Raw genomic sequence first — 17,275 nt, 5'->3', positions numbered from 1 at the left:
TCGGGGGTCACTCGGGTGGGGATCCGGTTCGGGGGTGCTCCCGACCGTATTCGGTCACTCTCCGTGTGTCACCGGCACCATGGGTGTGGTCGGCGATGTACAGCAGGTCACGAACCGGTCGTCCGTCCAGCCGGGCCCGGTCCTCGAACTTGGTGACCGGACGCCACGACGGGCGGTCCTGCCAGCCGTCCGGCCGGAGCGGGAAGCGGTCGTCCGGGCGCAGCGACGGCTCCGCGGAGACCACCCGGCGCATCTGCTCGGCGTAGTGCGGCCAGTCGGTGGCCAGGTGCAGCAGGCCGCCCGGGCGCAGCCGCGACGCGGCCAGCGCGGCGAACTCCGGCTGGATCAACCGGCGCTTGTGGTGGCGCCGCTTGGGCCACGGGTCGGGGAAGAAGATGCGCAGCCCGTCCAGCGACGCCGGCGGGACGACCCGGGTCAGGAGCTCCACGGCGTCGCCGCGCAGCAGCCGCTGGTTGGTCAGGCCGCCCTGCTCGATCCGCATGAGCAGCTGGGCCAGGCCGGGTTCGAAGACCTCGACGGCCACCTGGTCGATCCCCGGCTCGGCCGTCGCGAGCGCCGCCGTCGTCTCGCCCATGCCGGACCCGATCTCCAGCACGAGCGGCGCGGTCCGGCCGAACATCGCCGCCGGGTCCCACACTCCGGACGCCACGACGTCGTCGACCTCGGAACCCCACGTCGACCACAGCCGGTCCCAGGCGGACTGCTGACCCTCGGAGAGCCGGACACGCTGGTGGACGTAGGAGCGGATCCGGGTGTCGTGCGGGTGCGGGGTCTCCGGGGCGGTGACCCGGTCAGGCACCGGTGTTCCGGCCCGCGGGCAGCCGCACGTGGGCGGTCGCGCCGGGCAGCCGGCCGCGGACGTAGCCGGCGGCGGTGACGCCGAAGCAGGCCACGATCGCGGCGGCGGAGGCGGCGTTGCGTTCCTTCGCCTCGCGGATCACGCCCGCGGGCAGCACCTTCATCGTGTAGCTGCTCTCGGTGGACAGCGAGTCCCCGGTCCCGACCACCTTGGACACGGCGGCCTTGGAGATCCCCTCGGCCCAGCCGCGGCGCAGCAGGTAGCGCCAGGAGACGCGGTCGTCGGACACCCGGTGGTCGACGGCGGCGCGCGGCTCGAACAGGATGCGCGGGTTCCGGCCGTCGGCGGTGTACGCCTGCCGGGCCCGGATGCAGAGCTCGGTCTCCTCGCAGCCCAGCGGGTTCCTGCCGATCCGGCCCATGTCCTCGGCGAACCCACCGACGCGGGTGAACACCTCCGCACGCAGGGACATGTTGCAGCCCATGAGGTTGCGCATCTCGGCGCGCTCGGTGGGCTGGCCGGTGTAGGTGCAACCGACGACCCAGTCGAGCTCGCCGGTGGCGTTCGGGTCCCCGGGGGCGGCACCGGGCAGCGTCCGCGGACGCCCGTCGGGCCACTTCGGGTGCGCGACCCCGCCGACGCCGATGACGTCCGGGTCCTCGTACGGGGCGAGGAGCGCGTGCAGCCAGCCGGGGCGGGCCGCCGCGTCGTCGTCGAGGAAGACGACGACCTCACCGGAGGCCAGCTCGACCGCGGTGTTGCGGGCGCCCGACAGGCCCTGCTTCTTGTCGTTCGCGACGACGACCACCCCGAGCGGCCCGAACTCGCGTTCGGCCCGCTCGCGCAGGCGTTCGTTGTGGTCGACGACGACGATCGTCTCCAGCGGGGTCACGTCCTGGTCGAGGACCGAGTCGACGGCGGCCTTGATGTCGAACCAGCGCTTCTCGGTGTAGACGCAGACGACCACGGTGGCGGTCGGCAGGGCGCTCACGTGCAATCGCTCCTCATGGTGCTGCGGACCGGCGGGGGCGGCCGGTACGAGCAGCGTCAGCGGGCGTAGCCGGACGCCTTGCGGCGCTGATCCATCCGACGGTGCTCGGCCATCAGGGTACGCAGCACCCGGGTGCCGTCGGCGAAGGTCCGCAGGTTGGTCTCGCCGAACATGCGCTCCCGCTCGACCGACGGCACCTCGGTGATCGTCAGGTCGGCCGCGGCGACGCGGCAGTTCAGCACGGTCTCGATCTCGAAACCGTCACCCCAGAGCATCGAGCCGTCCTCGGGCTGCGGCGCCGCCGGGTCCGGGAGCTCGAGCTGCGGCAGCAGGTCGGCCCAGAAGGCGTTGTAGCCGTAGCAGAGGTCGGAGTACTTGGTGCCGAACAGCCGGTTCGCGACGGTGTTCAGCCCGGCGTTGCCGGACTTGCGCAGCAGCGTGATGTCGTCCGAGCCGCCGCCCTTGCAGAACCGGCTGCCCTTGGCGAAGTCGGCGCCCTTGACCAGCGCGTTCACGAAGGCCGGGATCTCGTTCGGGTCGGCCGAACCGTCGGCGTCGAACATGACGATGACGTCACCGGTCGCGGCGGTGAAACCGCAGGCCATCGCGTTGCCCTTGCCCTTGCGGGTCTGGGTGATGACACGCGCCCAGGGCAGGGTGCGACGGGCGACGGCGACCGTGTTGTCGGTCGAGTTGCCGTCGACGACGATGACCTCGTGCACGGCCGGGCGCACCGCGGCGATGGCCGGCAGCACGATCTCCAGGTTCCGGGCCTCGTTGCGGGTCGGCACGATCACCGACACCGCCGGGTTCGCGCTGCGGCGCGGAGCCGGGCGGGGCCGCGGGCGACGGAAGCCCTCGGGTCCCTCCGGCTGCGACGCCAGCGGAGCGCGCCCGCCGGGTCGGGCAGGGCTCGCCGGGAACGGCGACTGTCCGGCACCGGCACCGTTCTGACGCCCGGGGCGCGCGGGGGCGCTCGCATCGGGCGTGACGGTCTGGCGGGCGGGCGTAACGGCGCTCACACTTCCTCCATACAGGTCCGCTCACTCGTCCAACGACGCGATCACGGTCCGGTTGCGGTTCTGGTGTCGGGCGTCTTGGGTGTTGCCCGATCAGTGGACGTCCCTCGGGCCCGTGGGGTTGCCCCGGTCGACTGATTCGTCCGTGTCCACGCTGCGGTTCACCCTTGCCCATGAAAGGGGACGGCGATCACCCGGGTCCGCTGCGCAGTCCTACGGATCCGCCCCGGAGCGGCCCACCCGACACTGGCCGGCATGGACCGGGAACCACCCTCGGGCGGCATCGGACCGCCGCTGCGCACCGCGCTCGACCAGGCTCGTGTCGATCTTCTCGCGACACTGTCGGTGCAGGTCGACGGCCTGGCGGCGCACGCGGTCCGGCGCGCGGGCCGGGCCGGCGACCTCCGGTGGTGGACGGTCGTGCTCGACGGTCCCGCCCGCACCCTCGACGACGCCTGGGCGCGCCGCAGCGGACCGGTCCTGCGCCGCCGTGCGGCCGCGGCCGCACTACGACATCAGGGCGTCAGGGTGACGCACATCACTCACGGTGCGTCACTGTCGGGTGGTCGGGCTCTCACCGCCGCGGCGGCCCGGGCGCTCGCCGTCGCGGCCGGCCGGGAGCGCGGGGCATGGTCCGGGGCGGTCCTGTCCGGGTCGGCGGTGTCGGTGCTCTCGATCCTCCTGGCGGTCGGGCGCCTCCTCCCGGCCGCGGGCCCCGGCGCGCCGCTCGCCCTGGCCGGGTTCGTCCTGCTGGCGGGAGCACTCGTCGCGGCCCGGGTGCGGGCGGTGCGCTCGGCCCGCGACCGCGCGCTGGCCCGGCGGGTGTGCGACGCGGTGCTCACCGCCGCGGACCGCGAGCTGGTGGCGTGGATCGCGGCCGCGGAGCGGTCGTCGACGGGCCCGGCCGTACCGCGGCGGGCGTCGCACCGCCTCGGGGAGCCGGCCCGTGCGCGCTGAGCCGCCGATGCCGGTGGGGAGCGCTGCGCCGGTCGGGAGCACGGTGCTGGCGGGCGCGCTGGTCGCGGCGGCGCTGCCCGTCCCCTGGTGGGTGCGGGTGCCCCGGGCCCGGTCCGGTGTCGCGGGGGCGGTCCCGGTGTCCGGGCCGGCCGCCCGGGACGGCGACGGCGACGGCGTCGCGGAGACCCTCGTCGTCGAGACGGGGCGGGGCTCGGAGTTCTGGACCGACCTCGACGGCGACGGTCTCGCCGACGTGGTGACCGGTCTGTCCGGCGCCCCCGGTTGAGTCCCGGGGGTCCGGGGGTCAGTCCTCGGGCTGCTCGGCCGGGGTGCGGCCCTCGCTGTCGGTGTTCGCGCCGCGCCGGAACCGGCCGACGCCGCGGCGCTGCTCGGCGATCGAGCGGTCGATGTCGGCCGACACCTTCTGCTGGCGACGCCGCTCGCGGATGCGGAGCAGGACGAGCATCGAGATGCCGTAGGCGATCCCGACGACCAGCAGCACGACGCCGATCTTGAACACGATCTGCTGGACACCGGTGATGCTGTCGATGTCGATGACCGAGATCATCCCCAGCACGCCGAGCGTCAGCAGGTGGAACAGCACCACCAGCAGCCGGTTGATGGAGTGCGACGTCTCCTTGCTCTGGAAGACGTCCTGAAGGAACGGCTGCCCGGTGCGCAGCAGGATCTGACCGACCCCGACCGTGATCGCGACACCGACCACGACCAGTGCGAGATAGCCGCCGGTTCCCTCCACAGTGGGCCCCTCCCCGTGCGAGTACAGGACAGGAGACTACCCCGCGCGACCGGTTCCACGCGTTCTGTGCACGACGGGATCACCCGGGCCGGGAACGGGCTGCCAGCAGCGTCCGCAGGGTGTCGAGGAGCTCCTCGGTCGAGACCCCGCCGGTGAGCGGCGCGCCGGTCAGGGTGCGCAGGTAGAGGCCGTCCCCGACGAGCTGCACCAGCCAGGCCAGGACCGGGTCGTCGATCTCCTCGGACAGCGCGGCGAGCCCGTCGGCGTCGACGTCGGCCAGCGCGGTCCGGGCGGCCTCCCCGGAGGTGCTGCCGTCCGCGACGCGCAGGGTCGCGAGGTAGGTGCGGGTCAGTCCGACCGGCGACTCGTGGCCCGGCACCGAGGTGCGCAGGTAATAGGCCACGGTGCCCGCCGCGTCCGAGCGCATGAGCTCCGCGTCGCGGGCGCTGCGTTCGCACAGCCGCGCCAGCAGGCCGCTGACCAGCGCCTCCTTGGAGCTGAAGTGGTAGAGCAGCCCGCCCTTGGACACCTCGGCCGCCGCCGCCACCGCGTCGAGGGTCGCGCCGCCGGGGCCCTGCTCGATCAGCAGCGTCTCGTACGCGTCGAGGACCCGGTCGCGGGTCGAGCCCGGTCCCCGTGTCCCCGCGTTCCGTCGTTCGGACTGGGACGCCATGGGAGAAGCCTAGTGCCCGTGCCCCGCCTCACAGCCCCGGCCGGGAATGGACTGTACCGTCTGGACGGTATAAAGATGTACCGTCTGGACGGTAAAGACGCGTCTGGATCGGGGCACGACGGAACGACGAGTGCAAGGGAGAACGGCGATGTCACGGCCGGAGGTCGGCGCACGGGGCGCGGCGAGGGACAGGGGCGGGCCGGACGTGGCGCCGCTGCCCGGGCTGCGTGCCTGGCTCGCACTCGCGGTGCTCGCCATCCCCACGCTGCTGGTGTCGATCGACAACACGGTGCTCGGCGTGGCACTGCCGGAGCTCTCCGCCGCGCTCCGCCCGGACGCGGCGACGCTGCTGTGGGTGGTCGACGTCTACCCGCTGGTGCTGGCCGGGCTGCTGGTCACCATGGGAACCCTGGGCGACCGGATCGGCCGCCGTCGGCTGCTGATGATCGGCGTCGCCGGCTTCGGCGTGGTCTCGCTGCTCGCCGCGTTCGCGACCTCGGCCGCCCAGCTCGTCGCGGCGCGCGCCCTGCTCGGCGTCTTCGGCGCGATGCTGATGCCCTCCACGCTGGCGCTGCTGCGGTCGGTGTTCCTCGACCGGACCCACCGCAGGCTCGCGCTGGCGATCTGGGCGACCGGGTTCGCCGCGGGCGCGGCGCTCGGCCCGATCGTCGGCGGGCTGCTGCTCGAGCACTTCTGGTGGGGCTCGATCTTCGTGATGAGCGTGCCGCCGATGGCGGTGCTGCTCGTCGTCGCGCCGCTGGTGGTGCCGGAGTCGCGGGAGACCGAGCCGGGCCGGCTGGACCTGGTCGGCGTGGTGCTGTCGCTGCTGACGATGGGGCCGCTGGTCCTGGCGCTGAAGCTGGCCGGGTCCGCGGGCGGGGTGACCCCCGCCGTCGTCGCGTCGGTGCTGGTGGGTGTCGGCGCGGGCACCGCGTTCCTCGCCCACTACCGGCGGCGCGTGCGGCGCGGCCTGGACCCGCTGATCGACCTGGAGCTGTTCGCCCGCCCGGTGCTGCGGCACAGCGCGCTGGCCAACGCCACCACCATGTTCGGCCTCACCGGGCTGCTGTTCTTCTCCGCCCAGTACCTCCAGCTGGTCGTCGGGTACTCGCCGCTGCAGGCGGGCCTGCTCCTGCTGCCGGGCTTCGTGGTGACGGTCGTGGCCGGGCTCGCCGCCGCGCGGCTGGCCCGCCGGTTCGCGCTGCACCAGCTCGTCGCGACCGGGCTCGCGCTCGTCCTGACCGGCTATGTGGCCTGCCTGTTCCTGCAGGTGGACTCGGCCGTCGCGCTGCTGATGTCGGCGGCGGTGCTGATCGGCGCGGGGATCGGGCTGTCCGAGACCGTCACCAACGACGCGATCCTGGCGGCCGCCCCGCCGGAGAAGGCCGGTGCCGCGGCCGCGGTCTCCGAGACCGCCTACGAGGTCGGTGCGGTGCTCGGCACCGCGCTGATCGGCGGTGTGCTGTCCGCGGTGTACCGGGCGGGCGTCGTGCTCCCCGACGGGACGCCGTCCGCGGCCGGGGAGACCCTCGGCGGGGCGGCGGACGTCGCCGGGACGATGCCCGCCGACGCCGCCGCGGCCCTGCTGGCCTCTGCACGGGAGGCGTTCGTGCACGGGGTGGACGTCGCGTCCGGGACGGCGGCGGTCGTCGTCGCCGTGGTGCTGGTGACGGCCGGGCTCGGCCTGCGCCGCGCGCACCGGGACGTCCTGGCGGCCGGTGCCTCCGCGGTGGACGCCGACGCCGAGCCCGCGGGCGCCCGCCACCGACCGCTCGTCGCGGGGTGTGAGCGACGAGTGACCACCCGTGACGGTCACGGGTGACCGCCCGGCCGCCCGGACGGGTGGTTCCGGCGACGCGCGGCCCCGTCGGACGCTCGTTCGGCGGATCCGGTGTGCACCGGCTGGTTCACTACGGCTCGTCCGCGACGACCGGCACCGACGACCGGTGCCGGTCGTCGGTGCCGACTCCACACGGGAGACAGCCGTGCCGTACGAGGTGGTCAGCGCCTACACCCTGGTGCTCGGGGAACACCCCGTCGACGTCGTGGAGCCCGACACCGGGGGCCCGGATGCCGGGGGTGCCGTCGCGGGTCGTCCGGAGGTCTCGATCCACACCACCGCCGAGGACGCCTGGCGCGCGCTCGACGCCGGCGTCCGCGAGCGCTGCGGGATGCGGCCCCGGCCACGCCGGGTGATCGACCCGGACGCCGTCGTGCGGCTCGCCGACGCCTGGCGGGCCGGTGACCCCGGCGCCCGGTACTGGCAGGTGACCGCCCACCGGCTGCCGATCATGGTCCCGGAGCTCGCGCGCTCCGTCGCAACCGCGCGCTGACCCCTTCCGTTCTCGAAAGCCCTAAGTGCGTTCCGAGAACGCGTTGAAGCGGTCGCTTCCGGTCTGCGGGTGAATTTCGGCGACGTTTCTCCGAGAATGTGCGTGCCGATGTCACGGACCGTCGGCGAATCTGTCACCGGGAACAGGTTGCGTTCGTGTGACATGGCTGTCACCTGGGCGGACATCACCGTCGTCCAGCGCCTACTGGATCGATTTACATGATCGGTGCTGTGCCTGACCTCTCAACTCCACCCGTGGGTAGCGCACTATTTCGCAGGTAGCCTCGGAAACCACCTTTTCCCGTCTGGGCCCGTCACCGACTCCGGTCGCGGGCTCGTCGTAGTTCCCCCGGTGGCGGGCCGGGGCCGGCGAGGAGAACAGGACGACATGACTGCAGCGACCGTTCCGGGCACCGACAAGGCACCGACCACCAACCAGGGCGTCGCGGCCTGGGTCCAGGAGATCGCCGAGCTGGCCACCCCGGATCGCGTCGTGTGGTGCGACGGTTCGGACGAGGAGTGGACCCGGCTCACCGACCAGCTGGTCGAGGCGGGGACCCTCACACGCCTGGAGAAGAAACCCAACTCCTTCTACGCAGCCTCCGACCCCGACGACGTCGCGCGGGTCGAGGAGCGGACCTTCATCTGTACCGGCACCGAGCGCGGCGCGGGCCCGACCAACAACTGGGCCGACCCGGCCGAGATGAAGCGGACCATGACCGAGCTGTACCGCGGCTCGATGAAGGGCCGGACGATGTACGTCGTCCCGTTCTGCATGGGGCCGACCGACTCGGACGACCCGAAGATCGGCATCGAGATCACCGACTCCGAGTACGTCGTGATCTCCATGAAGATCATGACCCGGATGGGTGCGCAGGTCGTCCCGCTGCTCGACGTCGCGGGTGACCGCTGGGTCAAGGCGCTGCACTCGATCGGCGCCCCGCTCGCCGAGGGCCAGGCCGACGTGCCGTGGCCGTGCAACGAGACCAAGTACATCAGCCACTTCCCGGAGACCTGGGAGATCTGGAGCTACGGCTCCGGCTACGGCGGCAACGCCCTGCTCGGCAAGAAGTGCTACGCGCTGCGCATCGCCTCGGCGATGGCCCACGACGAGGGCTGGCTCGCCGAGCACATGCTCATCCTCAAGCTCATCAGCCCGGAGGAGAAGGCCTACTACGTCGCGGCGGCCTTCCCGAGCGCCTGCGGCAAGACCAACCTGGCGATGCTGCAGCCGACCATCCCCGGCTGGCGCGCCGAGACCGTCGGTGACGACATCGCCTGGATGCGCTTCGGTGAGGACGGCCGGCTCTACGCCATCAACCCGGAGTTCGGCTTCTTCGGTGTCGCGCCGGGCACCAACTGGAAGACCAACCCCAACGCGATGCGCACCATCGAGGAGGGCAACGCGCTCTTCACCAACGTCGCGCTGACCGACGACGGCGACGTCTGGTGGGAGGGACTGGAGGGCGACCCCCAGCACCTCACCGACTGGAAGGGCAACGACTGGACCCCCGACTCCGGCACCGACGCCGCGCACCCGAACTCGCGTTACACCGTGCCGATCGCGCAGTGCCCGGTCGTCGCGCCGGAGTGGCAGGACCCGAGCGGCGTGCCGATCTCGGCCATCCTGTTCGGTGGCCGCCGCAAGACCACGATCCCGCTGGTCACCGAGGCCCGCAGCTGGCAGCACGGCACCTTCATGGGCGCCACCATGTCCTCGGAAAAGACCGCGGCCGCGGCCGGCGGCCTCGGCCAGGTCCGGCGCGACCCGATGGCGATGCTGCCGTTCCTCGGCTACAACGTCGGCGACTACTTCGCGCACTGGGTGAACCTCGGCAAGAGCGCCGACGCCGAGAAGCTCCCGAAGATCTTCTACGTCAACTGGTTCCGCCGCGGCGAGGACGGCCGCTTCCTGTGGCCCGGCTTCGGTGAGAACAGCCGCGTCCTCAAGTGGTGCATCCAGCGCATGGAGGGCACGGCGGCCGCCGTCGACACCCCCATCGGCTTCGTGCCGACCGTGGACCAGATCGACCTCGAGGGGGTCGACGCCGAGCGCGCCGACGTCGAGGAGGCCCTCGCGGTCGACGTCGAGGAGTGGAAGGCCGAGATCCCGCTGATCGAGGAGTGGTTCGCCAAGATCGGCGACGACAACCTCCCGACGTCGATCCGCGACGAGTTCGAGGCCCTGAAGCAGCGCCTCGGCGCCTGACCCACCGCGGCCCCGGCCGCGCGAGACCCACGGAGCCCCCGCACGCCGTCCGGTGTGCGGGGGCTCCGTGCTGCGCCTGCACGGGGCCCGTGAGGTGGGCGTCCCCGGATCGGGAAGGACGCGGCCGGTCGAGACTCGGTAACGGCGTCCCTGGACCGGTGACAGCGAACGTTGCCCGACGTAACGTTCCCGATCGGGCCGGCCCCACGACGGCGTCGGTCGCGCACGGTGCACGAGCGGGGGACGGCATGGTCACGACGGAGCGACCGGGAGAACCGGGGACCGGGGGGACGGGCACGACCCGTCGTCGCGACCCGAGGCAGATCGCGATCTGGGTCGCGGTGGCGGTGGTGGGCGCGATCGCCTGGTCGATCGTCGCGTTCACCCGCGGCGAGGAGATCTCCGCGGCTTGGCTGGTGTTCGCCGCCGTCGCGTCCTACGCGATCGGCTACCGCTTCTACTCCCGCTTCATCGCCCACCGCGCGCTGCGCGTGGACGACACCCGCGCCACACCGGCCGAACGTCTCGACGACGGGCAGGACTTCCAGCCCACCGACCGGCGGGTGCTGTTCGGTCACCACTTCGCGGCCATCGCTGGCGCGGGCCCGCTGGTCGGCCCGGTGCTCGCGGCGCAGATGGGCTACCTGCCGGGCACGATCTGGATCATCGTCGGGGTCGTGTTCGCGGGCGCGGTCCAGGACATGGTCACGCTGTTCTTCTCCACCCGCCGCAGCGGGCGCAGCCTCGGCCAGATGGCCCGCGAGGAGATCGGTCCGGTCGGCGGGACGGCGGCCATCGTCGCCGTCCTCGCCATCATGGTGATCCTGCTGGCGGTGCTGGCGCTGGTCGTCGTCCAGGCCCTGGCCGACTCGCCGTGGGGCACGTTCTCGCTCGCGATGACGATCCCGATCGCCCTGTTCATGGGCTTCTACCTGCGCTACCTGCGCCCGGGGAAGATCATCGAGGTCTCGGTGCTCGGCGTCGCGCTGATGCTGCTGGCGATCGTCGGCGGCGGCTGGGTGCAGAACTCGTCCTGGGGCGAGGTCTTCCACCTGACCGCGAACCAGCTGACCCTCGCGCTGGTGGTCTACGGCTTCGCCGCCTCGGTGCTGCCGGTCTGGATGCTGCTCGCCCCGCGCGACTACCTGTCGTCGTTCATGAAGGTCGGCGTGGTCGTGCTGCTCGCCGCCTCGATCCTGCTGGCCTGGCCGTCGCTGCAGATGGACGCGCTGACCCGGTTCGCCTCCGACGGGCAGGGCCCGGTCGCGGCGGGCTCGCTGTTCCCGTTCGTCTTCATCACCATCGCCTGTGGTGCCCTGTCCGGGTTCCACGCCCTGGTCGCCTCGGGCACGACACCGAAGCTGATCCAGAAGGAGTCCCAGATCCGGGTCATCGGCTACGGCGCGATGCTCACCGAGTCCTTCGTCGCGATCATGGCACTGGCCGCGGCCTGCATCCTCGACCCCGGCCTCTACTTCACGATGAACATGCCCGCGACGGTGCTCGGGCCGACCGTCGAGACCGCCTCCGCCGCGGTGGCGCAGATCGGGTTCACCATCTCCCCGGCCGACCTCACCGCGGCCGCGCAGGCAGTGGAGGAGCACACACTGGTCGGGCGCTCCGGCGGGGCGCCGACCCTGGCCGTCGGGCTGTCGACGGTGTTCTCCCAGGTCTTCGGCGGCGCCGCGATGCGCGCCTTCTGGTACCACTTCGCGATCATGTTCGAGGCGCTGTTCATCCTCACCACGGTGGACGCCGGCACCCGCGTCGGACGCTTCATCCTGCAGGACACGATCGGCAACGTGGTGCCGCGCTTCCGCGACACGAGCTGGCGGCCGGGCGCCTGGATCTGCAGCGCCGTCATCGTCGGGGCCTGGGGCTACCTGCTCTACGCCGGCGTCAACGACCCGCTGGGCGGCATCTACCAGCTCTTCCCGCTGTTCGGCATCGCCAACCAGCTGCTCGCCGCCGTCGCACTGGCCGTCTGCACCACGCTGCTGATCCGCTCCGGCCGTGCCCGCTACGCACCGATCACGCTGGTCCCGCTGGTGTTCGACGCCGTCGTCACCCTGACCGCGAGCTACCAGAAGATCTTCTCCGACAACCCCAAGCTCGGGTTCTGGGCCCAGCGCGACCAGTACCAGGCCGCGCTCGACGCCGGGAAGACGAGCCTGGGCACCGCCAGGACCGTCGAGGCCATGCAGAAGGTGGTGGTGAACACGACCGTCGACACCGTGCTCACCGCCCTGTTCGCGCTGCTCATCGTGATCGTCCTGGCCGACTCGGTCCGGGTGTGGGTCGCCGCGCTGCGCGGACGCCCGCTGCCCGGCGGCTCCGAGGACCCGTACGTCGAGTCCCGGATCCAGGCCCCTGCCGGGCTGATCCCCACTCGCTCCGAACGCGAGCTCGCCAGGGCCGGGGGCTCCGGATGAGCCGGCTCCGGGCGTTCTGGACGTTCGTGCGCGAGCTCGCCGGGGAGCGCGACTACGAGCGGTACCTGGCCCATCGGGCGGCCCACCACCCCGGTGCGCCGGTGCTGGGCGAGCGCGAGTTCTGGCGGGAGCGGACCGACCGCCAGGACCGTGTTCCCTCCGCCCGCTGTTGCTGATCGGGTAAGTTCACTCCGATGGAGCAGTGTTTGAACTGCCTTGGTCGCTCACTGTGGACAGCGAAGGACGCCGAAAGGGGCGACGTTGCCCGGTCTCGACGAGATCGGCCCAGCATAGAGCCCTGACCGGTAGCCTTTCGCGGGAGATCGGGGACGTCCGAACGGCGATCCCGCACCCGCCGTGTACCCCGAACGGGACACGGCTCCGTCGCTCCTCGTGACGGCGGCCGGCCGGTCCCGGCCGGACGATCACGGGGGAGGCGGAACACCGGGCCGTCCACGGCGATACACACCGTGAACGTCGTCCCCGGGGCGACGACACGGGTACGGCGGAGGTGTGAGACGAGATGCTGGACGTCCGGGTGTCCCAGGACACGGACATCGACGCGCTCGTCGCGTTCGTCGAAGGGCTGGCGTCGGCCGGCCGCGGCGGAGGGGCACCGCGGGCGGCGGCGGCGCGGATCACCGCCGAACTGCGCGCCGGCCGGGTGCCGGCCGGTCTGCGGACCCTGTCGACCGCGCTGGGGGCCGCGGCCCCGCCGCGCTCCGAGGAGGACCCCGCCCACCCGTCGACACTGCTCGGCGTGGTGGCCGAGGAGCCGCTCGTCGTGCTCTCCGACAGCAGCCCCGGCGAGCTCGCCAGGGCGCTGGCCGAGCTGACCGGCTACGGCATGCGCGTCCTGGTGACCGGTGCGTCCGCCGAGCGGGTCGCCGCGGTGCACGACTCGCTGCCGGTGAGCGTGGAGGGTCGGGTCGCCACCTCGTTCCCGGAGCTGCCGGTCCGCGAGCTGCAGCGGCTGCGCCGCCTGCTGGCCCGGGTCGGCGCGGACCGCACCGCCCGGCGCGGCCAGCGCCTCCCCGACGCCGACGGCATGCCCGACCCGGCGGACGTCGCGGGCTGCTGCGAGCGGGCCGCACGGGTCGTGGCCGGCGCCGAGACCGGCGAGGCCCGGATCGTCCCCGGTCTGCTGCGCGACCTCGACGCCGCCCGGCGCGGGGCCGTCACCCAGGTCTCCCGGTGCGTCCTGGGCTCGCTGGAGGCCATCGCCGCGGCCCCGGACGCCGAGCGGCTGCGCGAGGTCGTCGGTCGCCTGGTCCACCAGGGACTGCGCGCCGAGTTCGAGGCGCTGCAGGGGCACGCGGCCCGCCAGCGCGACGACCGCGCCCGGCACGCCGCCGGTCCCACGGTCGAGATCGTGGAGCCGCTGCCCCAGGGCGGCGCCGACCTCGTCCGCCGCTACCTGGACTTCCTCGACTCCGGCGGCCGGACCCGGTCCTACTTCCGCCCGCAGGAGCAGAAGGACGCCGAGCCGCACCTGCGCCGCTTCCGTGTCGGCGGGGAGGCCCCGCAGAGCTACGACCACGTGGTCGCAATCGTCCGGCACCTGGATCTGGCCCGCCGCGATGACAAGATCGCGCGGCTGTGCGCGGTGCTGGGCCTGCCGATCCCGCGGGACCCCTCCGAGCTGCCCGCGCTCACCGACACCCTGGACCGGGTGGCGGCGACCGCCCGGTCGGTCGGCGCGCTGCGCCACGACGTGCTGTTCCTGCAGCAGGACTCCCCGGTCTCGGTGCCGGACCTGGCCGCCGCCGAGCGGGTCGCCCGCGCGATCGTCGACTACGACGAGCACGGCGACCCCGCCGAGGCCGCCGACGAGCTGGAACGCCTGGCCGCCACCTGCGCCGACCGGGTGCCCTACGGGGCGCGGGCGCCGGAGCACGACGCCGTCGTGGACGCGCTGCGGGCACACGACCCGCAGGCCTACGCCGACGCGCTCGAGGAGCTCGACCGTGCCCGGCGCGAGGTCGCCGACCGCGACGAGCTGGACCGGCTGCTCGGCGAACTCGCCCGGACCCACCCGCAGCTCGCCGAGACCTGGGCGGCCGACGCCGGCCGTGGCGTCCCCGGCTTCGGCCTGGTCGTCTGCGAGCCCCTCGACGACGTCCTCGGCGCGCTGCCCCCGGCGGACACCGCCGACCTGGTGGTCGTGCTGGGTGCGGGCGCGATGCAGGCCGACGGGCTGCTGCTGACCGCGGCGGCGCCGCGGATGCTCGCCGTCGTCGGGGACGAGCCGCGGGCCGCCTCGTCCGGGACGACCCTGCTCGAGGTGCTGAACCAGGCCTCGGCGCGCTTCCTGCGCGGCACCGGGGACCGCACCGCCGCCGTGCGGCCGGGCCCCGGGTCCCCGGTCGTGCCGCCGCTGCCGTCGGTCCCCGCCGCCCGGACGGCCGCGGAGGCACCGGAGATCCCGGTCACCGTCCTGGTGCAGGCCGGACAGGCCGGCGCCCACGAGACCGTCGACCCGTCGGTGCCCGCGCCGCGCCCGGCTCCGCGCGGGTCGGACACGACCCCGCCCGACGACGAGCCGTCCCGCCCGTCGACACCGTCGGCAATGGCACCGGGTCCGCGCCCGGCCGTCACGGGCGGCCGTGACGACTGAGCGTCAGCTGCTCGCGCGGAGCGTCGCGGCGACCCGCGCGAGCAGCACGAACGGGTCGGTGTCCGGCGGCCCCGCCGGCTGCCAGCGCTGCCCCGAGCCGGGGTCGGCGACGCGGTACAGCGTCCAGCTGCCCGGCCCGGGGTCGTCGACCCGCAGCTGCGCCAGTGCCGTCGACGACCATGCCGCACCCAGCTCCGGGAACGTGGGCGGCCGCCGGTCGAGGATCGTGACGGTGTTGCCGGCGGTGGTGTAGGCGATCCGGCGCCGGTCGCTCTCGCCGTCGGGCACCTGCTCGGTGCACCAGGTCGCGAGCTGCGTGCGGACCTGCTCCGGGACTCCCATGGCGCGACATGGTCCCGGATCGGGCCGCGTGTGCGGAAGAGCCGTCTCCGTCGGAGGTCGTAGGCCGCAGTGCCGACCTGCGCCCGATGTGCCGGGGGCCCGTTCCGGCGAGGCTCGACGACATGATCACCGCACGCCGGACCGGCGGCCCGCCCCGCCGCAGCGCTGCCACCGTCGCCCTGCTCGTCCTCCTGGTCGCGGCTCTGGTCGGTGGCTGGGCGGCCCCGGCCGCACCGGCCCCCGCCCCGGCTCCGCGGACGGCCGTCCCGACCGCTCCGCTCACCGCCGCCGACGTCGGCGCCTGGCTGGACGGCCTCGTCCCCGCCGCGCTCGACCGGAGTGGGATCGCCGGGGCCGCGGTCACCGTCGTTCGCGACGGGCAGGTGCTCGCCGCCCGCGGCTACGGCTCGGCCGGACCGGGCAGGCCGGTCGACCCCGTCCGGACACTGTTCCGGGTCGGGTCTGTGTCGAAGGTGGCCACCGCGGTCGCCGTGCTGCAGCTCGCCGACCGCGGCCTCGTCGACCTCGACGCCGACGTCCGCCGCCATCTCGACATCGACGTGCCGATGCCCCGCGGCCCGGTGACCCTGCGGAACCTGCTGAGCCACACTGCGGGCTTCGAGGAGCAGATCCGCGGGCTCATCCGCACCGGGCCGGGTGGCCCGTCACTGCGGGAGTTCCTCGCCACCGACCCGCCCGAGCAGGTCAGCACCCCCGGCACCGTGCCGTCGTACTCCAACTACGGCTACGGCCTGGCCGGGCACGTCGTCGAGCGGGTCACCGGCGAGCCCTTCGAGCGGTACGTGCAGCGCGAGGTGCTCGACCGCGCCGGGATGACGACCGCGACCTTCGACCAGCCGCTGCCCGCGGCCGTCGCCGCGGCGATGTCGGACGGCCACACCAGCGTCGACGCCCCGCCGATGCCGTTCGAGTTCGTCAGCCCGGCCCCGGCGGGGTCGCTGAGCGCGTCGGCCACCGACATGGGCCGGTTCGCCTCAGCCCTGCTCGGCGCACCCGGTTCGACCCCGCTGCTCTCCCCCGCCGCGTGGGCACTCATGCAGCGCCCGGCGCTGGGCCCGGACACCCTCGGCGCGCTCGCCGACGGCCCGCGGATGGCACTCGGGGTGTTCGACGAGAGCCGCAACGGCCACCTCGTCCTCGGCCACGGCGGCGACACCCAGTGGTTCCACTCGCACCTGCAGCTGTACCCGGCCGAGCGGATCGGCGTGTTCGTCACGACGAACAGCATCGGTCGCGGCGGCGCGGACACCCTGGATCTGCGGCGCGCGGTGACCGAGGGGTTCACCGACCGCTACCTCCCCGGTCCGGCGGGCCCGGCGCCGGCTCCGGACGCGGGCACCCCGGCCAGGGCCGCCGCGATCGCGGGGACCTACGAGTCGGCCCGGCGGTCGGAGAGCACCTTCATGGGGGCGATGAACCTGCTGGCCCAGATGCGCGTGGCGGCCCGGCCGGACGGCACGCTGCTGGTCTCGCCCGCCCCGAACGACGTCCGCCCCGCCGCCTACGCCGAGGTCCGGCCCGGGCTGTGGCGGGAGGTCGGCGGGCAGCGGCTCCTGACCGTGCGCACCGATGCCGACGGCCGGGTCACCGCACTGGGTCACGACGCGGCGTTCACCGAGCTGTCGGTCGGCCCGCTGCGTGACGCGACGCTGCTCGGCACGGTGCTGGCCGGCTCGGTCGTGGTGCTCCTCGGTGCGCTCGTCGCCCGGCCGGCGGGGGCGCTGTGGCGCCGCCGGTACGGCGTGGTCGTCGCGACCCGGCCGCGGGCCGACCGGGTCGCGCACGGTCTCACCCGGGCCGCGGCGCTCGCGGCGCTCGTCGCGCTCACGGGCTGGGTGGTCTCGGTGCTCACGATCGCGTCGCTGGGCGAGGTGCCGCTCCCGGTGCTGCGCGGGCTCCAGGTGCTCCAGTGGATCGGGGTGGTGGGCGTGCCCGTCGCGGCGGCCGGGGTGGTCACCGCACTGCGCGCCAGGGCCGGCGCGTGGTCGGTGACCGGCCGGGTGATGCTGCTGCTCGCCCTGGCCGGCATCGCGGTGGTGGCGGTCGTGGCGGGCCTGCTGCTGCCGAGCCTCACCTACTGAGCCCTACGATCACCCCACCCGAGG

15 protein-coding genes are annotated in these 17,275 nt (G+C 73.7%); 9 read left to right on the top strand and 6 right to left on the bottom strand.

Features of this window, described 5'->3' with window-relative positions:
• Positions 1–7: 7 nt before the first annotated feature.
• Genes trmB through XF36_RS27505 form a run of 3 tightly spaced genes read right to left on the bottom strand, consistent with a single transcriptional unit; the run spans position 8 to position 2,608 of the window.
• Positions 8–820 (bottom strand): tRNA (guanosine(46)-N7)-methyltransferase TrmB, encoded by an 813-nt coding sequence (trmB, locus tag XF36_RS27515; protein WP_060714200.1) that lies wholly within the window; start codon positions 818–820, stop codon positions 8–10.
• A complete protein-coding gene (locus tag XF36_RS27510) occupies positions 813–1,811 on the bottom strand; it encodes a glycosyltransferase family 2 protein (RefSeq protein WP_202968459.1) in 999 nt (332 codons plus the stop codon). The genes trmB and XF36_RS27510 overlap by 8 nt, the downstream gene beginning before the upstream one ends.
• A 56-nt stretch (positions 1,812–1,867) precedes the next feature.
• Positions 1,868–2,608, bottom strand: a complete 741-nt coding sequence (locus tag XF36_RS27505; protein WP_060715020.1) for a glycosyltransferase family 2 protein — start codon at positions 2,606–2,608, stop codon at positions 1,868–1,870.
• A 477-nt stretch (positions 2,609–3,085) separates the two neighbouring features.
• On the opposite strand from XF36_RS27505, the gene XF36_RS27500 reads away from it, so the two are divergent.
• Together XF36_RS27500 and XF36_RS27495 are read left to right on the top strand one after the other, a co-directional pair.
• Positions 3,086–3,787 (top strand): hypothetical protein, encoded by a 702-nt coding sequence (locus XF36_RS27500; protein WP_060714198.1) that lies wholly within the window; start codon positions 3,086–3,088, stop codon positions 3,785–3,787.
• Positions 3,777–4,073, top strand: coding sequence for a DUF6802 family protein (locus XF36_RS27495; protein WP_145981540.1), 297 nt, complete (start codon positions 3,777–3,779; stop codon positions 4,071–4,073). Before XF36_RS27500 ends, XF36_RS27495 begins: the two co-directional genes overlap by 11 nt.
• Positions 4,074–4,091: 18 nt before the next feature.
• Here the strand turns inward: XF36_RS27495 and XF36_RS27490 are convergent, their stop codons facing one another.
• The gene (locus XF36_RS27490) at positions 4,092–4,544 is read right to left on the bottom strand and encodes a hypothetical protein (protein ID WP_060714196.1); all 453 of its coding nucleotides are present in this window, start codon (positions 4,542–4,544) and stop codon (positions 4,092–4,094) included.
• A gap of 79 nt (positions 4,545–4,623) precedes the next feature.
• Positions 4,624–5,217, bottom strand: coding sequence for a TetR/AcrR family transcriptional regulator (locus tag XF36_RS27485; RefSeq protein WP_082375695.1), 594 nt, complete (start codon positions 5,215–5,217; stop codon positions 4,624–4,626).
• A 148-nt stretch (positions 5,218–5,365) separates the two neighbouring features.
• Here XF36_RS27485 and XF36_RS27480 point away from each other — a divergent pair, with 148 nt between their 5' ends.
• The 6 genes from XF36_RS27480 (at position 5,366) to XF36_RS27455 (ending at position 14,807) form a co-directional block, all read left to right on the top strand.
• Positions 5,366–7,039, top strand: a complete 1,674-nt coding sequence (locus XF36_RS27480; protein ID WP_082375694.1) for an MFS transporter — start codon at positions 5,366–5,368, stop codon at positions 7,037–7,039.
• Positions 7,040–7,202: 163 nt separating this feature from the next.
• Entirely contained in the window at positions 7,203–7,550 is a 348-nt protein-coding gene (locus XF36_RS27475; RefSeq protein ID WP_060715018.1) for a hypothetical protein, read from the top strand.
• Positions 7,551–7,937: 387 nt separating this feature from the next.
• Positions 7,938–9,758, top strand: a complete 1,821-nt coding sequence (locus XF36_RS27470) for a phosphoenolpyruvate carboxykinase (GTP) (protein WP_060714195.1) — start codon at positions 7,938–7,940, stop codon at positions 9,756–9,758.
• A gap of 248 nt (positions 9,759–10,006) precedes the next feature.
• Positions 10,007–12,190, top strand: coding sequence for a carbon starvation CstA family protein (locus XF36_RS27465; protein WP_082375693.1), 2,184 nt, complete (start codon positions 10,007–10,009; stop codon positions 12,188–12,190).
• Entirely contained in the window at positions 12,187–12,366 is a 180-nt protein-coding gene (locus XF36_RS27460; protein ID WP_060714194.1) for a YbdD/YjiX family protein, read from the top strand. The genes XF36_RS27465 and XF36_RS27460 overlap by 4 nt, the downstream gene beginning before the upstream one ends.
• A 347-nt stretch (positions 12,367–12,713) precedes the next feature.
• Positions 12,714–14,807, top strand: a complete 2,094-nt coding sequence (locus XF36_RS27455) for a hypothetical protein (protein WP_060714193.1) — start codon at positions 12,714–12,716, stop codon at positions 14,805–14,807.
• Positions 14,808–14,810: 3 nt separating this feature from the next.
• Here the strand turns inward: XF36_RS27455 and XF36_RS27450 are convergent, their stop codons facing one another.
• A complete protein-coding gene (locus tag XF36_RS27450; protein WP_060714192.1) occupies positions 14,811–15,149 on the bottom strand; it encodes a hypothetical protein in 339 nt (112 codons plus the stop codon).
• Between the two features lie 122 nt (positions 15,150–15,271).
• On the opposite strand from XF36_RS27450, the gene XF36_RS27445 reads away from it, so the two are divergent.
• Entirely contained in the window at positions 15,272–17,251 is a 1,980-nt protein-coding gene (locus XF36_RS27445; RefSeq protein WP_060714191.1) for a serine hydrolase domain-containing protein, read from the top strand.
• Positions 17,252–17,275 lie beyond the last annotated feature (24 nt).

Origin of the sequence: Pseudonocardia sp. HH130629-09 (assembly GCF_001294645.1) — a bacterium.
Taxonomy (GTDB): Bacteria; Actinomycetota; Actinomycetes; order Mycobacteriales; family Pseudonocardiaceae; genus Pseudonocardia.
This window is presented reverse-complemented; position numbering and strand designations above follow the sequence as displayed.

Excerpts from the sequence above, each read along its gene's own strand:
- XF36_RS27500 (WP_060714198.1), top strand. The coding sequence starts at position 3,086 with ATGGACCGGGAACCACCCTCGGGCGGCATCGGACCGCCGCTGCGCACC.
- XF36_RS27485 (WP_082375695.1), bottom strand. The coding sequence starts at position 5,217 with ATGGCGTCCCAGTCCGAACGACGGAACGCGGGGACACGGGGACCGGGC.
- XF36_RS27480 (WP_082375694.1), top strand. The coding sequence starts at position 5,366 with ATGTCACGGCCGGAGGTCGGCGCACGGGGCGCGGCGAGGGACAGGGGC.
- XF36_RS27470 (WP_060714195.1), top strand. The coding sequence starts at position 7,938 with ATGACTGCAGCGACCGTTCCGGGCACCGACAAGGCACCGACCACCAAC.
- XF36_RS27465 (WP_082375693.1), top strand. The coding sequence starts at position 10,007 with ATGGTCACGACGGAGCGACCGGGAGAACCGGGGACCGGGGGGACGGGC.
- XF36_RS27460 (WP_060714194.1), top strand. The coding sequence starts at position 12,187 with ATGAGCCGGCTCCGGGCGTTCTGGACGTTCGTGCGCGAGCTCGCCGGG.
- XF36_RS27455 (WP_060714193.1), top strand. The coding sequence starts at position 12,714 with ATGCTGGACGTCCGGGTGTCCCAGGACACGGACATCGACGCGCTCGTC.
- XF36_RS27450 (WP_060714192.1), bottom strand. The coding sequence starts at position 15,149 with ATGGGAGTCCCGGAGCAGGTCCGCACGCAGCTCGCGACCTGGTGCACC.
- XF36_RS27445 (WP_060714191.1), top strand. The coding sequence starts at position 15,272 with ATGATCACCGCACGCCGGACCGGCGGCCCGCCCCGCCGCAGCGCTGCC.